Here is an 18242-nt window from a genome sequence, read left to right as displayed (position 1 = left end):
GTGCGGAGGGCGAGATGGCAAACGTTGTACTGGTCGCGGGCGCGAGCGGCCTCGTCGGGGCGGCCACCGTCGAGCGCTTTCTGCGCGATGGCTGGGATGTGGTCGCCACATCCCGGCGAAAGCCGGAGCTGTCCACCAGCCGGCAGTATCGCTTTATCCCCCTGGATCTCACCGATCGCTCCGCCTGCGAAACCGCGTCGGCAACACTGAAGGACGTCACTCACCTCGTCTATACGGCGGTGTACGAGAAGCCCGGACTCGTGCGCGGCTGGACCGACGACGACCAGATGCAGACCAACCTCGCCATGCTTCGCAATCTGCTCGAGCCGCTATCGCGCGCCGCTGAACTGCGGCACGTGACGATCCTGCAGGGCACTAAGGCGTACGGCGTACACCTCCACCGGGTGCCGATCCCGGCCCGCGAACGACAGTCCCGCGACAAGCACGCAAACTTCTACTGGCTTCAGGAGGACTACCTCAAGGAGACGGCCGCGTCCGCCGGCTTCGACTTCACGATCATGCGTCCGCAGATCATCGTCGGTCCCAACGTCGGCGTCGCGATGAACCTGCCACCGGTCATCGGGGTGTACGCCGCTATCTGTCGTGAGACCGGCCTGCCGTTCGGCTTTCCCGGCGGAGCGTCGTACGTCTGGCAGGCCGTCGACTGTCGGCTCGTCGCTGATGCGATTCGCTGGGCGGCCGAGGCGGCCGCTGCCGCCGGTCAACACTTCAACCTGACCAACGGAGAAGTTGCCGAGTGGCGGGATCTGTGGCCGTCGTTCGCGCAGGCCCTTGGTTTAGAGCCCGGACCGGACCGCCCTACTCGACTTGCGGAATTTTTGCCCACGCAGGCGGAGGTATGGGACCGCATCGTCCGGGCCAACGGGCTGCGGCCCACTTCTCTCAACGACGTACTGGGCGAGTCGCACCACTACGCAGACTTCTGCTTTGCCTATGGGGCAACCGATCCGCCACCGCCGGCGCTCGTCAGCTCGATCAAGATCAAGCAGGCCGGCTTCGGCGGCGTCTGCGACACCGAAGAGTCATTCCGGCATTGGTTCGACGTACTCGTGAACCGGAAGATCCTTCCCCCGGTCCGCTGAATCAACCTCGCTCGAGTTGCCGACAAGGAGCCACCGCAAACGTCCCATTTCAATCGTCGCGGCGCTTGTTGCACTCAGCCGCGCGTGCTATCACTAAGGAATGGGCAGGCAGGCCGTGGGGATAATTTACGTGGTCGTGATGGTTGCGGTCATAGTCGGCGTGGATGTCCTGTTTTTCCGTCACCAATTCTGGCCGCGGCTAATGGTAAATATCGGCATCGTACTGGTGTTTGTGGCGTTCTATTTAAGGTTTGTAAAGCAAACATGAGCGCGCCCGCAACGCGGCACCGCTAGCCCGAGACTTGGATTTCAGACGACTTGGATTTCCGACGACTTGGGTTTCAGACGACTTGGTCCGCCCTCAGCTGCGCGATCTCGGATGTGCTGAAACCGGCCTCGGCGAGGACCTCGTCGGTGTGCTCGCCGACCTGCGGCGCCGTACGATCGATGCCGCCGTTGCCATGCCGCAGCTCGAAGCCGGCTCCCGCGAGCGTGACCGGACCGTACGCCGTATCGACGGTCCGGATGAGGTTGCGGTGCTCGAGCTGAGGATGGTCGATCGCCTCGGCGATCGTCAGGATCGACGCGCACGGTACGTCGGCGTCGGTGAGGCGTCGCTCCCAGTCGCGCGGGTCCCCGCCGTCCATCGCGTCCTCGATGAGCGCGCGCAATGCGACCGTGTTGGCCGTCCGCGCCTGCCAGTCGGCGTACCTCGGGTCATTGAGCGCGTCCGCTCGTCCGAGCGTGCGCAGTAGCGACTCGAACTGGCGGTCCGAAAGCACCGCCAACACGATGAAACCCGATCCGCAGCGAAACCGGTCGGCGGTCGGCTTTCTGGTGACAGATAGATTGCCCGCCTGTTGCCGAAGCTCGCCGAGGACGGTGTATTCGGCGATCTGGTCGGACATCAGGCTCAGCATCGAGTCGAACATCGCCACGTCGACGAACTGCCCGCGGCCGGTGCGCGATCGCTGGTGCAACGCGGTCGAAACGGCGAAAGCGGCGGTGAGCCCGGCAGCCAGATCGGCAAGCGCGATCCCGGCCCTCATCGGCCCGCCGCTCGGGTCGCCGGTCAGCGACATCAGCCCGGACATCGCCTGAATCTTGCCGTCGAAGGTCGCGGTCGCGCGTTCCGGTCCCGTCGTACCGAATCCCGAGACGCTGCAGTAGATCAGTTGTGGGTTGAGTTCGGCGAGCACGTCGTACCCGATGCCGAGCCGATCCATCACGCCTGGTCGGAAGTTCTCCCACACGACGTCTGCCTCGGCGGCTAGTCGCTTGACGATGTCAACGGCTGCCGGCTTTTTCAAATCAAGTGTCAAGCCGCGCTTGTTGGCGTTAAACGCCATGAAACTCGGAGCAAGCCCTCGCGCAGACCACTCGTCGCCTAGCGCCGACCGCCGGATGTCCTCGCCACCGCGCGGTTCGACCTTAATGACGTCGGCGCCCTGCAGCGCGAACTGGTGAGTGCCGACCGGCCCGGCGAACACTTGTGTGAAATCAAGGATCTTTACGTCACTGAATGCCTTGTCACTGGATGCATTCTCACTGCTGGTCATGTCTTGATGGTCGATTCGCGGACCGCGCGGGCGGTCTCCTTGATCGCGTCGTTCTCAGCGCGCAGCCTGGCCAACTCCTCGGGCGAGACCCGGTCGACGTTGCAATAGTCCATCCGCCAGTCATCGGGCCCTACCCACGCTAACGGGTTTTGCACCGTCGTACGCGGACCGGGCGCGGACTCGAGCACCCGAAGCGCGAACTCCAGCGTGTCGGCCTGCGACCGCGGATCGCCCGGTCGGCCGGCCGCATTGCCCAGCGGGAAGTCGCTGAACGCGAACCGCGGTACGCCGGCGTACTCCACGATGTCCTTCGCCGCGCCCATCACCACGGTGGGGATCCCGTTGGACTCGAGGTACCGCGCGACGAGCGAGAGAGTCTGATGGCAAACCGGACAGTTGGGCACGAGCACCGCGGCGTCGGCGCCGTCGTCCCGGCAGAGCTCTAGGAGCCGCGGGCAGTCGACCTCCAGCGTGCGCCGCTGGCTGCGGTTGGTGGGCGCCCCGTGGAATCGCTCCGTGAGAGCGCCGATCCGGCCAGCGGTCACCGCGTCACGCAGAGCCGGTAGTGGGAAGTAGGTGCCACTGTCGGCGGCAGTCGTGTGAGTGCGGTCGATCGCGACGTGCGATATCCGCAGGTCGTGGTCCTCGTCTGTGCGCCCCGAGTAGACCTCGTAGAACTTTGCCGCCGCGTTGTACGGCGCTCCCGGGCCCTGGTCCCCTTTGCCCTCTTGGTACGGCGCAGCGGTCGTGATCAGCGCCAGCCGGGATTCGGCAAGCGGCTTCGCGAGCGAGGCGAACGGGACCTCGGCGTAATGCGCCCACCGGTAGGGGTTGCCGTAGCCGAGCGCGAGATACCAGTCTCGGGTGCGCTGCATATAAGGGACGGGCGCGGTCCACTCAGGCGCGAATTCTGTGGTGTCTGTCAGCGGCGTGCGATGTTCCGAATCAGCCATAAGCCCAGATTACGCAGATGCCGCATGACCGGCTGCGCCCCAGGTCACGCCAAAGTCCTCCTAGTGCCCTCTAAAAAGGCGGCACAGGGAGGACGTTGGGTCGACAAGGAGCCGGTATTCGACCAGGACGTTACGCCGGCTGCAGTCCGCGGTCGGTGTCATGCACGGTCAGTACGCCGTCGTCCATTCCGAAGACCCGGTCGACCGAGCCGAGGTGCTCCACGTCGTGGGTCACCATGACGGTCGCGACGCCGCGTTCGTGCGTCACCTCGCCCAGAAGGTCGAGGATCGCCGCACCGCGCTCCTTATCCAACGCGGAGGTGGGCTCATCGACCAGCAGCAGCGTCGGCGTGTTCATCAGGGCACGGGCGATTCCGACCCGTTGACGCTGACCGCCGGAAAGCTGATGCGGGCGGCGACCGGCCGCGTCACGCAGCCCGACCCGATCGAGGATCTCCTTGGCGCGGTCCGTCGCGTCGGATGGTTTCTCGCCCCGCAGATGCGCGACGATTTGCAGCTGTTCAAGCGCGGTCAGTGACCCGATCAGGTTGGACTGCTGAAAGACGAAACCAATCTCGTCACGGCGTACGGTTGTGCGGTCCTTCGCCCTGAGTGAGCCCACGTCGACGCCGCCGATCTCGATCGTGCCGCGGGTCGGCTGCTGGAGCAGGCCGGCGACCGCGAGAAGCGTCGACTTGCCTGACCCGGACGGCCCGGTCACCGCGACGAACTCGCCCGCGGCCACCTCCATCGACACGGAGTCGAGGGCTTTGATTTCGCTGTCGCCGTCGGGGTAGATCATGCTGACGTCGTTGAGGGTAAGTGCTGTGGTGCTCATGTATATCTCCAAAGTGACTGAGGATTTGCTCGGGCTGTGTACGGCACGCGCTAGCGGGCCGCGCCGAGGGCGGTGATGGGGTCGACCGACGAGATGCGCTTGAGGGCGGCAAGTGCGCCGACCATCCCGAGCGCGATCAGTAGCGCCAGCGGTACGACGGTCGTGGACACATCGACCACGAAGGGCACCACACTCGCGGCTAGCAGACCCAGACCGCTAGCGACCAGCGCACCGATCCCGCCGCCGATCAGCAGCACGAAGAACGCCTGCGCCGCAGCATCTTTCACGACGTACTTTGTGCTCGCGCCGACCGCCTTCAGTACGGCGATGTCAGGTGTGCGCTGGATCGTCCACACGGTGAAGAACGCGCCCACAACGACGGCGCTGATGCCGAGCAGCAGCACCCGGATCATCGTGAGCGAACCGTTCTCGGCCGAGTAGGACCCGACCGCGCCCAGCGAACCGTCGAGCGTTTCAGTGACCGTTTTGCTGTTCTTCTCAAGCGCGGCGCCGTTGTAGTCGCCGGTCGTATTGAGTGCGAGCACGGTTGAGGTAGCGCCGCCGGCGGCGTCGAGTGACTGCCACTGTGACAGATCCATCCACACGACGGGCGTGTGGTTGTACGACGAGTCGGCACGCATCGCCGCAACGGTGAACGTCGTACCGCCGATCGTGATCTCGTCCCCAACCTTGACGCCGTCATCCTTAAGCGCATCGGAGACGACGACCTCGTTGTCACCGACGCCCTGCGGCGTCACAAAGCCTTTGGGCTGCACGCCAAACGCGGAAATAGCCACGCGCTTGGCACCCTTCTGCATACTCGTCTGTGCGATACCAATCGGAGTCGCCGCGGTCACGCCGGTTGCCTTGTCCTTGGAAGCGTCGGCGTACTGCTGCAACTGCTTCTCATCGAGTCGGCTTTGACCGTACGACGCGCTGTCACCGTCCGCGGGTGCGCTGAAGACGATTCGGTCGGCGTTCAGCGAGGTAATCGCCGAGACCGACTGGGCACCGAGTCCGGCGGTTAGCCCGGACAGCAGCACGACAAGCAGCGTGATGAGGGCGATGACGGCCCCCATCAGAGTGAAGCGGCCACGCGCGAAGCGAAGGTCGCGGAGTGCGAGAAACATGAAGATCCTTTCGTTACGCGGTGGGGGCCTTGTGGGCTTCCTGGGCCGCATATCTAGGTTCTCGTCTTTCCCGGCGTTTCGAATCAGTCGGCCGACTGGACCCGGACGATCATTGGGCTGAAGGTGAGATCAATCGAAAGGTTGATGTGCCAGGATTGATTTTCAGGTTGGGTGGTCTGCGACGTCTGCGCATTGCCCGACGCTCGCACTCATCGGGAAGGCATCGTCATGACCACCGGACTTCGAGCCGCTGCCGGAGCGCGGCGCGGGATCATCGTCGTCCTCGTCGTAGCCGTGTGGTTGGCCATCGCGGCGTTCGGCGGCCCGGCCATCGGCAAGCTGGCCTCGGTGGTCAGCAACGACCAGGCGACCTTTCTCCCCAAGTCCGCGGAGTCGGTAAAGGCTAATGCCGAGTTCGCGAAGTTCAGCGACGCCAAGACGGTCCCCGCGTTCCTGATCATCTCGGGCAGCGGGGTGTACGACGACGCGTTCGGCGGCCAGCCCGCTCAACCCAGCCAGCCCGATCAGCAGAACGGACCGCCTGGGTCGGCGTACGCCGCGGCCCTGATCGACAAGGTAACGGTCGGGAAGACCCCGCTGCAGGACTATCTCGCCAAGGGCCAAGTGTCGGTTGTGCTGCCCGCGAAAGACAAGTCGGGCGTCATGGTCGTGATCCCGCTCGACAGCGCCAAGGCCAACGCGAGCGACGCACAAGGCATTTCCAATCTGTCCAGCATCGTTGAGGCAATCCGCGCGGACACTAAGACCTCCGTCCCGGGGGCGACGGTGCACCTGACGGGTCCCGCCGGGTATGGCGCGGATATCGGTGCGGCATTCGCCGGGATCGACGGCGTATTGCTCCTCGTCGCGCTGCTCGCCGTACTGCTCATCCTGCTGATCGTCTACCGCGCCATCGCCGTGCCCATCATCGTGCTGCTCAGCGCCATGTGCGCTCTGGCGCTCGGCGGTGGAGTCGTCTACCTCCTGGCGAAGAGCGACGTCATCGCGGTCAATGGTCAGTCTCAGGGAATCTTGTTTATTTTGGTGATCGGCGCAGCCACCGATTACGGGCTGTTGCTGGTCTCACGATTCCGAGAAGAGCTGCAACGCACCCCATCGACGGTCCAAGCGATGATGCGGGCATGGCGAGCGTGCCTGGCTCCGATCGCCGCATCCGCGGTCACCGTCATCGCCGGGCTGCTGTGCTTATTACTGTCCGATCTGCGTTCAAATCAGGGACTCGGACCGGTTGGCGCGATCGGAATCGGCTGCGCGTTTATCGGCGCGATGACCCTCCTGCCGGCGCTGCTCTTATTGGGTCGCTGGATCTTCTGGCCGAGGGTGCCACACTTGCAGACGGACCATCAGCGCACTGAGGAAGATCAGGTCAGCACCGGCATGTGGTCCCGGATAAGCGGGTTCGTACGACGCCGGCCCCGCCGCATCTGGGTTGTCGTCGCGATCATCCTCGCAGGGTTTTGCATCGCCGTACCGTCCTTCAAGGCGTCCGGTACGACGACTGCCGCGACGTTCCTGTCCGATGTCGACTCGGTGGCTGGGCAGCACGTGCTGGACACGAAGTTTGATGCCGGCGCTGGTTCGCCGATCCAAATCCTCAGTCCGGCAGACAAGGCCGCGGCGGTCGCGGCCGCCGCGGGAAACGCTCAGGGGATCGAAAAGGCGACTGTGCTAGACAACGAGGTCGACGGCAACGTCATCGTCAACGCCATCCCTCGCAACCCCGACGACGCGACCGGCGCCGTAACAGCCGTGCGCGACGCCGTGCATCCCATCGCACCGGGCAAGATCCTGGTCGGTGGCACGGAGGCGCTGCGGGTGGACACCATCGCGGCCTCGACGCACGACCTGCGGACCATAGTGCCGGTCATCCTGCTCGTCGTACTGCTCGTCCTCATCCTTCTCCTACGCTCGATCATCGCTCCGCTGATGCTGGTGATCGCGACCGTCCTGTCCTTCGGCACGGCTCTCGGCCTGTCGGCGCTGTTGTTCAACCACGTCTTCGACTACCCCGGCTCTGACCCCGCCGTACCCCTGATGGCGTTCGTGTTCCTGGTCGCGCTCGGCGTGGACTACTCGATCTTCTTGATGTCGCGCGCCCGTGAGGAAGTCACGGCGCACGGACCGACGACCGGGGTCACTCGTGCACTCACCCTGACCGGCGGGGTGATCACGAGCGCCGGAATCGTGCTGGCCGCGACGTTCGCTGCGCTCAACGTGATCCCGATCCTTTTCATGGTCCAGATCGCGTTTATCGTGCCGGTCGGCGTACTGCTCGACACTCTGGTCGTGCGCACTCTTCTCGTCCCGGCGTTGGCGATCGACCTCGGCCGCTTCACATGGTGGCCCTCGCACCTTTCCAAGATCACGCCCAAACACCTACGAGCGGAAGCGGATGCCTAGTATCGACCTCTCGCACAGCACCGATCCGTCACCGGTGCTGCGCGCCATGCAGATTGGCCAGCACGTATTGTTCGGCACCTTGTTGTTGCTGGGCGCAATCCGTGGCGCCCAGACCGATCACGCCGGATGGGTCATCACGGGCGCGATACTTCTCGCGCTGTGGTACGTCGCCGGTATATGGATCGCGCGGCGCTGGCCGACAATAACGGGAGCGGCCGTCTGGCTCGGCGTACTGGCGCTGGGCTGGCTCCTCCTGATCTTCCTGAGCGTTGACTTCTCGTGGGTTGTGTTCGCGATATTCCTGCTGTGTCTGCACTTATTGCCCACTCGTGCCGCCGTGCCGCTCATCGCGCTGCTGACCGCGGTCGTCATCGTCGTACAAGTTACTCAGGCACCGAACAACGTGGCGGCGCAGATCCTCGGACCGATCTTCGGCGCCGCCGTTGCCATTGGGTTCGGGCTTGCCTACAGCCGATTGACCAGCGAGAGTCACGCGCGGCAGCAACTTGTCAATGAGTTGATGCAAGTGCAGGACGATCTCCTACACACCAGCGACGAGCTCGCCGGAGCACAACGGCAAGCCGGCGTACTGGCCGAACGCGCCCGCCTCGCCCGCGAGATCCACGACACCCTCGCGCAAGGATTCTCGTCGGTGCTGCTGCTCTCGCGGGCCGGAATAGCCCAGGCCGATGACCTCACCGAACGTCGGCTCTTCACCCAGATCGAGACCACCGCGCGCGACAACCTCGAGGAGGCGCGCCGCGTCGTACACGCGCTCGCCCCAGCCGCGCTCGATGACGCTCCGCTGGTCGCCGCGCTGACCCGGCTCGTCGACCGGTTGGGTGAGCAGACCGGCATCGAGGGGGCGGTCAACGTCGCCGGTACGCCGGTGCCGCTGCGCTCGGTGAGTGAGGTCGCGTTGCTGCGGGTCGCACAGTCGGCATTGGCCAACGTGCGCCAGCATTCGGCGGCACGTCGCGTGGGTGTGACGCTCACCTATGACTCCGACGCGGTGGTCCTCGACATCGTCGACGACGGTCGGGGTTTCGACGCGGCCAACGAGGAACGTGCGCCGTCGCCCACTGCCGGTTCCGGGTTCGGGTTACGCGCGATGCGTGAGCGGCTCGTCGCGCTCGGCGGCACGTTCGATGTCGAGTCCGCGCCCGGAGACGGTACGGCGGTGGCCGCGCGGATACCGTTGCACGTAGCCACGAGTGAGGAGCACACATGACCAAAACGGTGACGGTGCTGCTGGTCGACGATCATCCGGTCGTACGCGCCGGGCTGCGCGCTTTGCTCAGCTCCAGCGACGGCATCGACGTGGTCGGTGAGGCGTCCGGGGGCGTCGAAGGTGTCGCGCTCGTGCGCTCCCTCGCACCCGACGTCGTGCTGATGGACCTGCAGATGGGTGACGGCGTCGACGGCGTCGAGGCGACCAAACGCATCGGCGCGTTGGAGTCGCCGCCGCACGTCCTGATCCTCACGACGTACGACACCGACGCCGACATTCTGCGTGCCGTCGAGGCCGGCGCGAGCGGCTACCTGCTCAAGGACGCGCCGACGCAACAGCTCGTCGACGCCGTGCACGCCGCCGCGCGTGGCGAAACCGTACTCGCGCCGCCGGTCGCCAGCCGGCTGATGAACCGGCTGCGCTCCGGCCGGCCCGAGCTCAGCGGGCGCGAGCTGGAGGTCTTATCGCTCGTCGCCTCCGGCAAGCCAAACAAGGCCATCTCAAAGCAGCTGTTCGTCTCGGAGGCGACGGTGAAGTCGCATCTCGTGCACATCTTCACCAAGCTCGATGTCGACAGCCGGACCGCTGCGGTATCCAAAGCCCGGGACCTCGGGCTCCTCCGCTAGCGAGCACGCCGAGCTCTCCGCCAGCACGCACATGGCAGAGCGGTTTTCTTTACACCAGAATGTCATTCCATTACCGTGATGGGCATCCATACTTCCCAGGAGGGGCGCGATGACCAATACCGCGATGACCAATACGGAGTTCGACCTTCAAGGTGTCTGTCACCTGGCAGTGGTGTGCGAAGACATGGAACGGACCGTTGACTTCTACACCAACGTGCTGGGCATGAAGCTCAGCAAGACGATCACCCTGCCGGGTGGCATGGGCCAGCATTTCTTCTTCCACATGGGCGGCGACCAGTACCTGGCGTTCTTCTGGTTCAAGAACGCACCGGCCAAGGCTCCCGGCGTTGCCTCGTCCGCCGTGCTGCCAGGCGTTGGCGGCGACATCGCAACCGCGCACGGTTCGATGAACCACGTAGCGTTCAAGGTGCCGTTGGAGAAGTTCGACGAGTACGCCGAGAAACTTCGGGCCAAGGGCGTCGTCACCGGACCGGTGCTGAACCACGACGACAGTGAGCGCGGTGCCTCACCGGAAGTGCATGAGGGCACGTTCGTCAGGTCGATCTACTTCTTCGATCCTGACGGAATCTTGCTCGAGTTCGCGGCCTGGACACGCGCGCTGCGACCGGACGACGTGAACTCGGCGCCGATGACCAAGGACGGCGTTCTTGCCAACTCCGCGGTGAGCGCATGAACGAGCAGGAAATGCTCGCCTTCGCCGACAAGTTCTTCGCGGTTGTGTCTGCCGGCGACATCGAAACCCTCAAGACGCTGTACCACGACGACGTCGCGGTCTGGCACAACTACGAGGAACACGAGCAAAACAAGGAAGAAAACCTCGAGACCCTGGGCAGCATTCCTCGGCGCTACGACAGTTTCGACTACGCCGACGCCCGGTGCGTGGCCATTGCTGGAGGCTTCCTACGACAACACGTCATCCACGCCTCCCGGAATGGCAAGAAGGCGGTCATACCCGCGATCCTGCGCGTCTATGTCGACGAGGGCAAAGTACGTCGCATCGAGGAGTACTTCGATCGCGGACAGTTGACGGCGGCACTCACGTAAGACGGGCACCGGCTTCTAGGCCTCAACACTGATCCGCTCAGAGGAAATCCGCTCAGAGAAAGAACGACGCCACCTCGGTCGCGACACTGTGTAGTTCCTCAGCGATCTCAGAGCGGGTCTGGGGGGACATTCGCGGTTTGGGGCACGATACGTTCAGCGCGTAGCGAGCGGCGCCAAACTCGCCCAGCGCCACCGCGACCGAGGCCACTCCTTCTTCGCTTTCTTCCATGCTGGCGGCATAGCCGTTCTTGCGCACCCGCGCAATCTGGCGCAATAGCTCCGTCCGAGACGTGAGCGACTGCGCCGTCAGGCCCACCAACTCCTCGTCCGGATATAGCGAATGCAACGCGTCGTCCTCGAGAGTGGCAAGCAGGGACTTGCCCGACGAGGTGCAGTGCGCCGGCATCGAGACACCCAAACGGGATCCGACCCGGACGGCGCGGGGGCTCTCCACGGAGTCGACGAAGGTCACCGACGCTCCGTCCAACCTCGCCAGGTGCGCGGTCTCACCCAGGCTGGCGGACAGGCGTTCCAGGAATGGATGCAGGCGGGCGCGGACATCGATACGACGCAACACCGAGAACGCGATGTTCGTCAGCGCTGGACCGGGCTCGTAGCCCCGCGATCCGTCCGCATGCCGCACGAAGCCCCGATACTCCAGCATCGCCAGCAGCCGGTGCGCGGTCGACGATGCCACACCGAGAAATTCGCTGACCTCCGTGAGCCGCAGAGTCTTCCGCTCCTCGAACAAGAGCAGGATCCGCAACGCGTTGTCGACTGACTCGATCGGGTACTGCGGACGACCGGCGCCACCTGCCTTCTTCACTGCCATGCGCACACTCTATCGTCGCGGTCCCTGGTCAATGCCGGCGATCATTCTCAAGCCACAGCCCCACAGCGATCACGGTTCACCGTTACGTCGCGCCGACGCCTAACGCAGTTCGTAGACCAGATATTCGAGCGAATTGCCGTCCGAACTCATTGATCCCTTCGCCACCGCTTGGATACCGACCAGCCATCGATATCGAGGATCTCCGGTCGCAAAATTGAGCGATACATACACGGGTTCGGCCGGAAATTTGCTGATGTCATTGATGCGGCCCGTGTATGTGATCAAGATGAGCGCACCATCGTGCGTCCCTATCGTCATACGGGAATCGACAAGTGTCAGGCCATCGTCTGCTGTCGTTGCCCAGTCAGCCGCGGCTACACCGGCGAGCTGGCCGCTGAGCCGTTCTCCGGTCACCACTACGGACGCGGCTTCAGCCGATACCCGCCGCCCGAGAGGGCCCGGGCCGGTGTCGTATCGCGGGCCGCGTTCAATCGTGATCGCACACAGATCGACGAGTTGCAGTTGCGAAGTCATCATCTCTTCCTCACTACAGACTTGCGACGTCAGCGAACCGGGTTCGTGTCGAAATGCTCAGCCACCCACTGCGCGATCAAGTCGGCTACACCGTCGCGCGCGCCAGCCGGTTCGAGGAAGTAGTGGTCACCAGGCAGGTCGACGCGCCGCTTGTCCTTGGTACCGATGGCGTCATAGATGCTGTCGGCATCACTGGGAAAGACCCCGCAGTCGGCATCCGCGTTGATGACCAGCGAGGGGACGCGCACCTTGGCGAGATGCGACTCAGCGCGGCACTGGGACTGCGACAGGCTCCACATGTTGAGCCAGTTCCGAAGAGTCGTCTCTCCACCGATCCCGCGGTCGCCACGATTGGCGACCTCGGTGCTCCCCCGATAGCACCTGCCCGGAGGCCTGTTGGTCGGCTCCAGCGTGGGGTCGACCATCCGCGGGTCCGCCCAGGTCCGCGATACCGAGAAGTGACGGTCGAAGTAGCCGGCGGCCGTAACCCGGGACAGTTCCTTCTCGGCCCAGGCCGTGATCCGATGGTTTCGCTCCACCTGGGCGGCGCGATAGCGGGCCACGAATTCGGCGGTGAACGGCGGCCCGTTGTCCGGGTTGAACAGGTCCAACTGGGGATCGGTCTGCGTCGGGTCGTCCTCGTCCACGACCGATGCGTCCATCCACGCGGTGAGCACATCCGGCCTGCCCAGGTGCGCGGCCACGGAAACGAACCCGTCACCGGCCGAGAGATCATCCAGGCCGGGCGCCGGGGCGAGATCGCGCGCTCCCTGGATGACTGGCTCCACCGCCTGCGCCTGGTACGCCGCCATAAGGGACCCCCCTCCGGAGTTACCAAGCAGCACGACCTGCTCGACGCCGGCGACCTCGCGCAACCAACGGACGCCAACCCCGATATCGACCACCGCGTGATCGAGGGTGAACAGCGGTTCGTAGCCGCGAAAGCGGGTGTTCCAGCCAAGGAACCCGATGCCGCGCTCGGCCATCATGTCGGCAAGGTAGTGCTCAGAGAAGTCGATTTGATAATGGGTGGCGATCATCGCGACGCGAGGCCGCTCGCCCTCCGGCGCGTAATAGAGCCCCTGGCAGGGGCGACCTCCCGCGCCTGCGCGCTTGGCGCCTGGCGACTCCATGCTGACAAATGTCCTGGCGATCACAAGATCGCTCCCTCCTGCTGTTGCATCCGAACCAGACTTCCAAGGCCCTCGAAGATCTGGTCGAGGCGTTCGATCGCGACGGGATCGGTCAGTCGATACTCCTCGTCAAACGCGCCCGCGGCCATGCTGAGCAGCAGCTCGGGCCCCGGCACAACCGGCGATCGAGAGAAGACGAAAGTATGTCGGAGCTCAAACTGGCTCCGGGCAGTGCCCAGTCGGCCCGCCGAGGCACCGATGATGGCCACGGGCTTGTGTTGCAGAACGGACTGACCGAGCGGTATCGAGAGCCAGTCCAGCGCGTTCTTCAACGGTCCCGGAACGCCGCCGTTGTATTCGGGCGTCGCGATCAGCAACGCATCAGCCTCCGCCACGCGCCGTTTCAGCTCGAGGACGATCGACGGCTCGTCAACGAGGAGATCCTCGTTGAAGAGAGGGAGTTTGCCGACCACGTCGGCCACGCGGATATCGACACCGGTCGGGGCACGATCGACGGCGGCCTGCATCAGTTTCCGGTTGAACGAATCTCGTCGGATGCTCCCGATCAAGCCGCACAGCACCATGTCCCTGCTCACTTGAGGTCCCTGCTCACTTTGAGCCCACTTTCCCTCACCCGATCCGGCTACGACTGTGACACAGCACGCCGACACTAACTCATCGCGTTGTATTGCAGAAGCGTCCTCTGCAAATTTCTGAACACAACTGCGCCCGCGACGAGACGAACTCCCAGCGCCCGCGCATTTGACAAAGCGTGGCGGCCTCAGAAGAATATACTTCTGCTATTCAGAATTAGGATCGAGGCCTCATGCGCGACGCTGCCCGGGTACTGGCGAATGTTCGACGGGGCATGCTGCCGGCGCACATCTACAACGACGCCGAGGTTTTCACCGCCGAGTGCGAGCGTCTGTTCAGCCGCGCCTGGATGTTCCTGGCGCACGAGTCTGAGATCCCGCAAGTGGGCGACTACGTCGTACGCCGCGTGCTGGAGGACTCCTTCATCGTGAGCCGCGATCAGGACGGCGACGTGCACGCCATGTTCAACATGTGCCTGCACCGTGGCATGCAGGTGTGCCGCGCTGAAGAGGGCAACGCCTCCCATTTCCGCTGCCCGTACCACGGCTGGTCCTATCGAAATGACGGCCGCATTGCCGGCCTTCCCTTCCACAAGGACGCCTACGGCGGCGAGGAAGGCTTCGCACGCAAGGGAAAGCGGCTGCTGCCGGCACCGCGGCTCGACACCTACAACGGCCTGATCTTCATATCCATGGATCCGGACGCACCCTCGCTGACCGACTACCTCGGCGGCTTCGGTTTCTATCTCGACTACTACACGAAGCAGAGCGCCAGCGGCTGCGAACTGTTGGGGCCACAGCGCTGGCGCATTAACGCCAACTGGAAGATCGGGGCAGAGAACTTCGCCGGGGACATGTACCACACCCCGCACACGCATACCTCCGTCGTCGAAATCGGGCTCTTCCGGGAACCTCAGGCCCAAAAACGCAAGGATGGCAACACCTATTGGGCTGGGCGGGGCGGTGGTACGACGTACAAACTGCCGCCCGGATCCTTCGAGGAGTCCATGGCGTACGTCGGCTATCCCGCTGACATGGCCGCCCGGATGAAGGAGCAGTGGACCGCCCAGCAACAGGATGTCATCGGACGAGATGGATTCATGGTCTCGGCGGCGTCGGCCTTCCCGAACCTCAGCCTGGTGCACAACTGGCCCAAAGTCGCCGACAGCGATGCCGTTGTCCCGTTTATCTCGCTCCGACTCTGGCAACCGATCAGCGCCAACGAGACCGAGGTGTTGTCCTGGTTCGTCGTCGACAAGGAGGCCCCCGAGTCGTTCAAGGAACTCTCCTACAAGGCCTACCTGATGTGTTTCGGCAGCAGCGGGATGTTCGAACAAGACGACGTCGAGAACTGGGTTTCGCTGACCACCACGGCCGGCGGCAGCATGGCCCGCCGGCTGCTGCTCAACGGCCGAATGGGAATGCTGGAAGACGGGAGTCCGGTCGTGCCGCCGTTGACTCCGGAGCAGTTCGCCGGCCCAGGCGTCGCTCATGTCGGGTACGGCGAGTACAACCAGCGGCATCTGCTCGGCGAGTGGGCCGACTACCTAGAGAGGCCGCCGCTCGACGTCAGTCAGATCACCGTAGGCAGGCAGCAGCCGGACCTCGAGTTGGCCGGAGATCCAACGTGAGCGCCCGGGTCCCGATCCAGTCGACCGATAGCCCACTCGGTCAGCACGCCTCCCGGACTGAGCGCATTGGCTCGTCGCTGCCGTTCGATGACGCCCGGCACCTGCTCGCACACCGGTGGCTTATCGATGAGGCGTACCTCCTCGACGATCAGGACTATGAGCGGTGGCTCGACCTGATGAGCGATGACATCCACTACTTCATGCCCATCCGAATCACCACCGCCGCAGCCTCCAGCTTCGACACGGCACGTCGGATGGCGCACTTCGACGAGGACAAGTACTCACTGAACAGACGCGTCGCCCGGCTACACACCGAGCACGCCTGGACCGAGGATCCACCCTCGCGAGTCCGGCATCACCTTTCGAATGTGCGCACCTTCGCCACAGACAACGACAACGAACTCATCGTCGAATCCGCCGTACTACTCTTTCGCAGTCGCGGGGACATCGCCGAACCCTCCTTCGTCTCGGCCGGAAGAGTCGACCTTCTTCGGCGGGAGGATCGCGACTGGCGCCTCGCCCGCCGCCACATCACCGTCGACGAGTCGGTATTACGCACCCAGAACCTCGCGGTGTTCCTATGAGTGGCCACCAGGAGGAGCTTGCGGCGCTGCGGGCCGGACGCGAAGGCGATGCGCTCGTCATCGGCAACGAGTTCTCCGAGGTCTCCGTCTCCAAGGTGCACACCCGCAACGGTGTCCGGCTCCTGATCGAGTCGCCGAAGTCCGGCCAGTGGGTGAGTATCGACCCGCTCGAACTCGAGTCGCTGACCTGGCAGAACGAGGCCACGTTCTCGGCCATGGTCGGTAGACCCTTCGCGCCGCTGTTCGACCAAGACGCGGAGAACGGCCGGTGAGCAGCTGGCTGGCCGGCAAGCGCGCCCTGGTCGTCGGTGGCGGTTCGGGGATCGGCAGAGGCGTGGTGGCCGCCTTCCGCGCGGAGGGCGCCGCGGTCGGCGTACTCGAACTGGACCGGGCCAAATGCGCCAGTCTGACGGAGGCAGACCCCGACCTCCTCGTCGTCGAGGGCGACGCGACCACCGCGGCCGCGAACCAGCGGGCCGTCACCGAATCCGTCGACGCCTTCGGCGGACTCGACGTACTGGTCAGCTGCGTCGGGATCTTCGACTTCTACCGGCAGCTCGAGGACATCAGCGATGACGAGCTCGGCCCTGCCTTCGATGAGATCTTCTCCGTCAACGTGCTCTCCTACCTACGCAGCGCAAAGGCGGCCATTCCGGCCCTCCGCGCCTCAGGGGGAAACATCGTGCTGACGGAGTCGACTTCGGCGTACGCCGCCGGTCGCGGTGGCACCTTGTACGTCGCGTCGAAGTTCGCCACCCGGGGCCTGGTCACCACCCTCGCCCACGAGCTCGCACCGGACATCCGCGTCAACGGGGTCGCTCCGGGCGGCACCCTGAACACCGACCTGCGCGGCCTGACCTCATTCGGACTGCAGGAGACTCGGCTGTCTGGCCCCGATCGGGCGCGCGAACTGGCGGCCAGGACGCCGTTGCACGTCGCACTAGGCCCGGAAGACCACGCCTGGGGCTACGTCTTCCTTGCCTCCGACCGTGCCCGCGGCATAACCGGACGAGTCGTGCACAGCGACGGCGGCACCGGTGTCGGCCAATGACCTGCGTCGTGAATGATCTTGCAGAGCTTCGGCAACAGGTCTCCGACGGCTGTCGTGTCCTAGCAGGTCGCGATCTCGCCCCCGGGATCCTCGGACACATCAGCGTTCGGGTCGGAGACCAGTTGCTGATCCGGTGCCGCGGACCTCGCGAACGGGGCCTCGCCCACACGACACCCACAGACATTCACCTCGTCGCCCGAGACGGATCGCCCGGTGCGGCCGGGGAGCTCGCCGGCGGCTGGACCCCGCCCCACGAACTTCCTCTACACGTCGAGGTATTGAACGCCCGCAGCGACGTGACGTGCGTCGTGCACGCGCATCCCGCCGACGTCGTTGCGGCCGACCTCGCCGGCGTGCGCCTGCAGCCGATCGTAGGCGCATACGATCTGCCCGGTGCCGCGCTCGTCCGAGGCGGCGTCCCGGTTTACCCGCGATCGGTGCTCATTAACACCACCGAGCTAGGTGTCGAGGTCGCCGACTGCCTCGGGTCGTATCCGGTCGTGCTCATGCGCGGGCACGGTCTCATCTCGACCGGCGACACAGTTGCCGAGGCGGTGCTACGGGCCGCCTCGGTGAACACCCTCGCCGGGCTCTCTTTGAAGATCCTGGGCGCAGGCGGAGCTCTCAGGCCAATTCCCGAGGAAGATCTTCGCCTGCTACCCGACCTGGGCGCCACGCTTAACCTCGCGACCGCCTGGCGTCACGAGCTTGCCCGCCTGCGGCCACACGAGGATGCATGAGAGCCTCGAAATAAGTAGATTTGGTCACATGACCAGGTCATTTGCCGTACATGACGCAAACATTGACCGTAGTATCTTTCCAACGTTCGACATTCGTGTCGAATATTTCATGAATTTCCCGGGGGAGGGAACACGAGCCGGGCCGCGCAAGTGGCTTCGCGAAGAGCACCAACGGCTTCGGCGATCACCGGTTTAGTAGCGAAAGGTCCCGTCGGTTC

Annotated in this window: 19 protein-coding genes; 11 read left to right on the top strand and 8 right to left on the bottom strand. The window is 64.5% G+C overall.

The features are described from left to right. Positions 1 to 14 precede the first annotated feature (14 nt). Positions 15 to 1103, top strand: coding sequence for an SDR family oxidoreductase (locus CLV47_RS12280; protein ID WP_106349338.1), 1089 nt, complete (start codon positions 15 to 17; stop codon positions 1101 to 1103). Positions 1104 to 1444: 341 nt separating this feature from the next. On the opposite strand, the gene CLV47_RS12275 is transcribed toward CLV47_RS12280, so the two are convergent. The 4 genes from CLV47_RS12275 to CLV47_RS12260 all read right to left on the bottom strand — a co-directional run bounded on the left by CLV47_RS12275 (position 1445) and on the right by CLV47_RS12260 (position 5583). Next, a complete protein-coding gene (locus CLV47_RS12275) occupies positions 1445 to 2662 on the bottom strand; it encodes a CaiB/BaiF CoA transferase family protein (protein ID WP_106349337.1) in 1218 nt (405 codons plus the stop codon). After that, entirely contained in the window at positions 2659 to 3615 is a 957-nt protein-coding gene (locus CLV47_RS12270; RefSeq protein WP_106349336.1) for a glycine reductase, read from the bottom strand. Before CLV47_RS12270 ends, CLV47_RS12275 begins: the two co-directional genes overlap by 4 nt. Positions 3616 to 3745: 130 nt before the next feature. Next, complete coding sequence (locus tag CLV47_RS12265; RefSeq protein WP_106349335.1) at positions 3746 to 4453, bottom strand: ABC transporter ATP-binding protein; 708 nt, start codon at positions 4451 to 4453, stop codon at positions 3746 to 3748. A gap of 50 nt (positions 4454 to 4503) precedes the next feature. Further along, positions 4504 to 5583, bottom strand: a complete 1080-nt coding sequence (locus CLV47_RS12260; RefSeq protein ID WP_106349334.1) for an ABC transporter permease — start codon at positions 5581 to 5583, stop codon at positions 4504 to 4506. 228 nt (positions 5584 to 5811) lie between these two features. Here CLV47_RS12260 and CLV47_RS12255 point away from each other — a divergent pair, with 228 nt between their 5' ends. The 5 genes from CLV47_RS12255 (at position 5812) to CLV47_RS12235 (ending at position 10926) form a co-directional block, all read left to right on the top strand. Further along, positions 5812 to 8004, top strand: coding sequence for an MMPL family transporter (locus tag CLV47_RS12255; protein WP_106349364.1), 2193 nt, complete (start codon positions 5812 to 5814; stop codon positions 8002 to 8004). Then, complete coding sequence (locus tag CLV47_RS12250; RefSeq protein WP_202862543.1) at positions 7997 to 9235, top strand: sensor histidine kinase; 1239 nt, start codon at positions 7997 to 7999, stop codon at positions 9233 to 9235. The genes CLV47_RS12255 and CLV47_RS12250 overlap by 8 nt, the downstream gene beginning before the upstream one ends. After that, entirely contained in the window at positions 9232 to 9861 is a 630-nt protein-coding gene (locus CLV47_RS12245) for a response regulator (RefSeq protein WP_106349333.1), read from the top strand. Before CLV47_RS12250 ends, CLV47_RS12245 begins: the two co-directional genes overlap by 4 nt. 109 nt (positions 9862 to 9970) lie before the next feature. Next, the gene (locus CLV47_RS12240; protein ID WP_106349332.1) at positions 9971 to 10555 is read left to right on the top strand and encodes a VOC family protein; all 585 of its coding nucleotides are present in this window, start codon (positions 9971 to 9973) and stop codon (positions 10553 to 10555) included. After that, complete coding sequence (locus CLV47_RS12235) at positions 10552 to 10926, top strand: nuclear transport factor 2 family protein (RefSeq protein WP_106349331.1); 375 nt, start codon at positions 10552 to 10554, stop codon at positions 10924 to 10926. Before CLV47_RS12240 ends, CLV47_RS12235 begins: the two co-directional genes overlap by 4 nt. A gap of 52 nt (positions 10927 to 10978) precedes the next feature. Here CLV47_RS12235 and CLV47_RS12230 read toward each other — a convergent pair whose 3' ends face one another. The 4 genes from CLV47_RS12230 to CLV47_RS12215 form a co-directional block, all read right to left on the bottom strand. Further along, on the bottom strand, positions 10979 to 11758 hold the full coding sequence (locus CLV47_RS12230) for an IclR family transcriptional regulator (RefSeq protein WP_106349330.1): 780 nt from the start codon (positions 11756 to 11758) through the stop codon (positions 10979 to 10981). A 99-nt stretch (positions 11759 to 11857) separates the two neighbouring features. Then, complete coding sequence (locus CLV47_RS12225; RefSeq protein WP_170111053.1) at positions 11858 to 12292, bottom strand: DUF3237 family protein; 435 nt, start codon at positions 12290 to 12292, stop codon at positions 11858 to 11860. A 29-nt stretch (positions 12293 to 12321) separates the two neighbouring features. Beyond that, positions 12322 to 13425, bottom strand: a complete 1104-nt coding sequence (locus CLV47_RS12220) for an alpha/beta hydrolase (RefSeq protein ID WP_106349328.1) — start codon at positions 13423 to 13425, stop codon at positions 12322 to 12324. A gap of 20 nt (positions 13426 to 13445) precedes the next feature. Then, positions 13446 to 14021 (bottom strand): NADPH-dependent FMN reductase, encoded by a 576-nt coding sequence (locus CLV47_RS12215; RefSeq protein WP_146135375.1) that lies wholly within the window; start codon positions 14019 to 14021, stop codon positions 13446 to 13448. Between the two features lie 230 nt (positions 14022 to 14251). Between CLV47_RS12215 and CLV47_RS12210 the strand changes: the two genes are divergently transcribed. From CLV47_RS12210 to phtC, 5 genes are read left to right on the top strand one after another with little or no spacing between them, the layout of a single operon-like run. Beyond that, positions 14252 to 15649: a Rieske 2Fe-2S domain-containing protein gene (locus CLV47_RS12210; protein WP_106349326.1), complete on the top strand. Its 1398-nt coding sequence runs from the start codon at positions 14252 to 14254 to the stop codon at positions 15647 to 15649. After that, on the top strand, positions 15646 to 16233 hold the full coding sequence (locus CLV47_RS12205) for a 3-phenylpropionate/cinnamic acid dioxygenase subunit beta (protein WP_106349325.1): 588 nt from the start codon (positions 15646 to 15648) through the stop codon (positions 16231 to 16233). Before CLV47_RS12210 ends, CLV47_RS12205 begins: the two co-directional genes overlap by 4 nt. Further along, entirely contained in the window at positions 16230 to 16505 is a 276-nt protein-coding gene (locus tag CLV47_RS12200; protein WP_106349324.1) for a hypothetical protein, read from the top strand. Before CLV47_RS12205 ends, CLV47_RS12200 begins: the two co-directional genes overlap by 4 nt. After that, a complete protein-coding gene (hcaB, locus tag CLV47_RS12195) occupies positions 16502 to 17284 on the top strand; it encodes a 3-(cis-5,6-dihydroxycyclohexa-1,3-dien-1-yl)propanoate dehydrogenase (RefSeq protein ID WP_106349323.1) in 783 nt (260 codons plus the stop codon). Before CLV47_RS12200 ends, hcaB begins: the two co-directional genes overlap by 4 nt. A gap of 8 nt (positions 17285 to 17292) precedes the next feature. Continuing rightward, entirely contained in the window at positions 17293 to 18024 is a 732-nt protein-coding gene (gene phtC, locus CLV47_RS12190) for a 3,4-dihydroxyphthalate decarboxylase (protein WP_202862542.1), read from the top strand. Positions 18025 to 18242: the final 218 nt, after the last annotated feature.

This window comes from Antricoccus suffuscus (genome assembly GCF_003003235.1).
Classification (GTDB): domain Bacteria; phylum Actinomycetota; class Actinomycetes; order Mycobacteriales; family Antricoccaceae; genus Antricoccus; species Antricoccus suffuscus.
This window is presented reverse-complemented; position numbering and strand designations above follow the sequence as displayed.

Bases quoted from the DNA above. Each gene is read 5' to 3' on its own strand.
- CLV47_RS12230 (WP_106349330.1), bottom strand. From the start codon at position 11,758: ATGGCAGTGAAGAAGGCAGGTGGCGCCGGTCGTCCGCAGTACCCGATC.
- CLV47_RS12220 (WP_106349328.1), bottom strand. From the start codon at position 13,425: ATGGAGTCGCCAGGCGCCAAGCGCGCAGGCGCGGGAGGTCGCCCCTGC.
- CLV47_RS12225 (WP_170111053.1), bottom strand. From the start codon at position 12,292: ATGACTTCGCAACTGCAACTCGTCGATCTGTGTGCGATCACGATTGAA.
- CLV47_RS12275 (WP_106349337.1), bottom strand. From the start codon at position 2,662: ATGACCAGCAGTGAGAATGCATCCAGTGACAAGGCATTCAGTGACGTA.
- CLV47_RS12210 (WP_106349326.1), top strand. From the start codon at position 14,252: ATGCGCGACGCTGCCCGGGTACTGGCGAATGTTCGACGGGGCATGCTG.
- CLV47_RS12255 (WP_106349364.1), top strand. From the start codon at position 5,812: ATGACCACCGGACTTCGAGCCGCTGCCGGAGCGCGGCGCGGGATCATC.
- CLV47_RS12265 (WP_106349335.1), bottom strand. From the start codon at position 4,453: ATGAGCACCACAGCACTTACCCTCAACGACGTCAGCATGATCTACCCC.
- CLV47_RS12235 (WP_106349331.1), top strand. From the start codon at position 10,552: ATGAACGAGCAGGAAATGCTCGCCTTCGCCGACAAGTTCTTCGCGGTT.
- CLV47_RS12240 (WP_106349332.1), top strand. From the start codon at position 9,971: ATGACCAATACCGCGATGACCAATACGGAGTTCGACCTTCAAGGTGTC.
- CLV47_RS12250 (WP_202862543.1), top strand. From the start codon at position 7,997: ATGCCTAGTATCGACCTCTCGCACAGCACCGATCCGTCACCGGTGCTG.
- CLV47_RS12270 (WP_106349336.1), bottom strand. From the start codon at position 3,615: ATGGCTGATTCGGAACATCGCACGCCGCTGACAGACACCACAGAATTC.
- CLV47_RS12245 (WP_106349333.1), top strand. From the start codon at position 9,232: ATGACCAAAACGGTGACGGTGCTGCTGGTCGACGATCATCCGGTCGTA.
- CLV47_RS12200 (WP_106349324.1), top strand. From the start codon at position 16,230: ATGAGTGGCCACCAGGAGGAGCTTGCGGCGCTGCGGGCCGGACGCGAA.
- CLV47_RS12260 (WP_106349334.1), bottom strand. From the start codon at position 5,583: ATGTTTCTCGCACTCCGCGACCTTCGCTTCGCGCGTGGCCGCTTCACT.
- CLV47_RS12280 (WP_106349338.1), top strand. From the start codon at position 15: ATGGCAAACGTTGTACTGGTCGCGGGCGCGAGCGGCCTCGTCGGGGCG.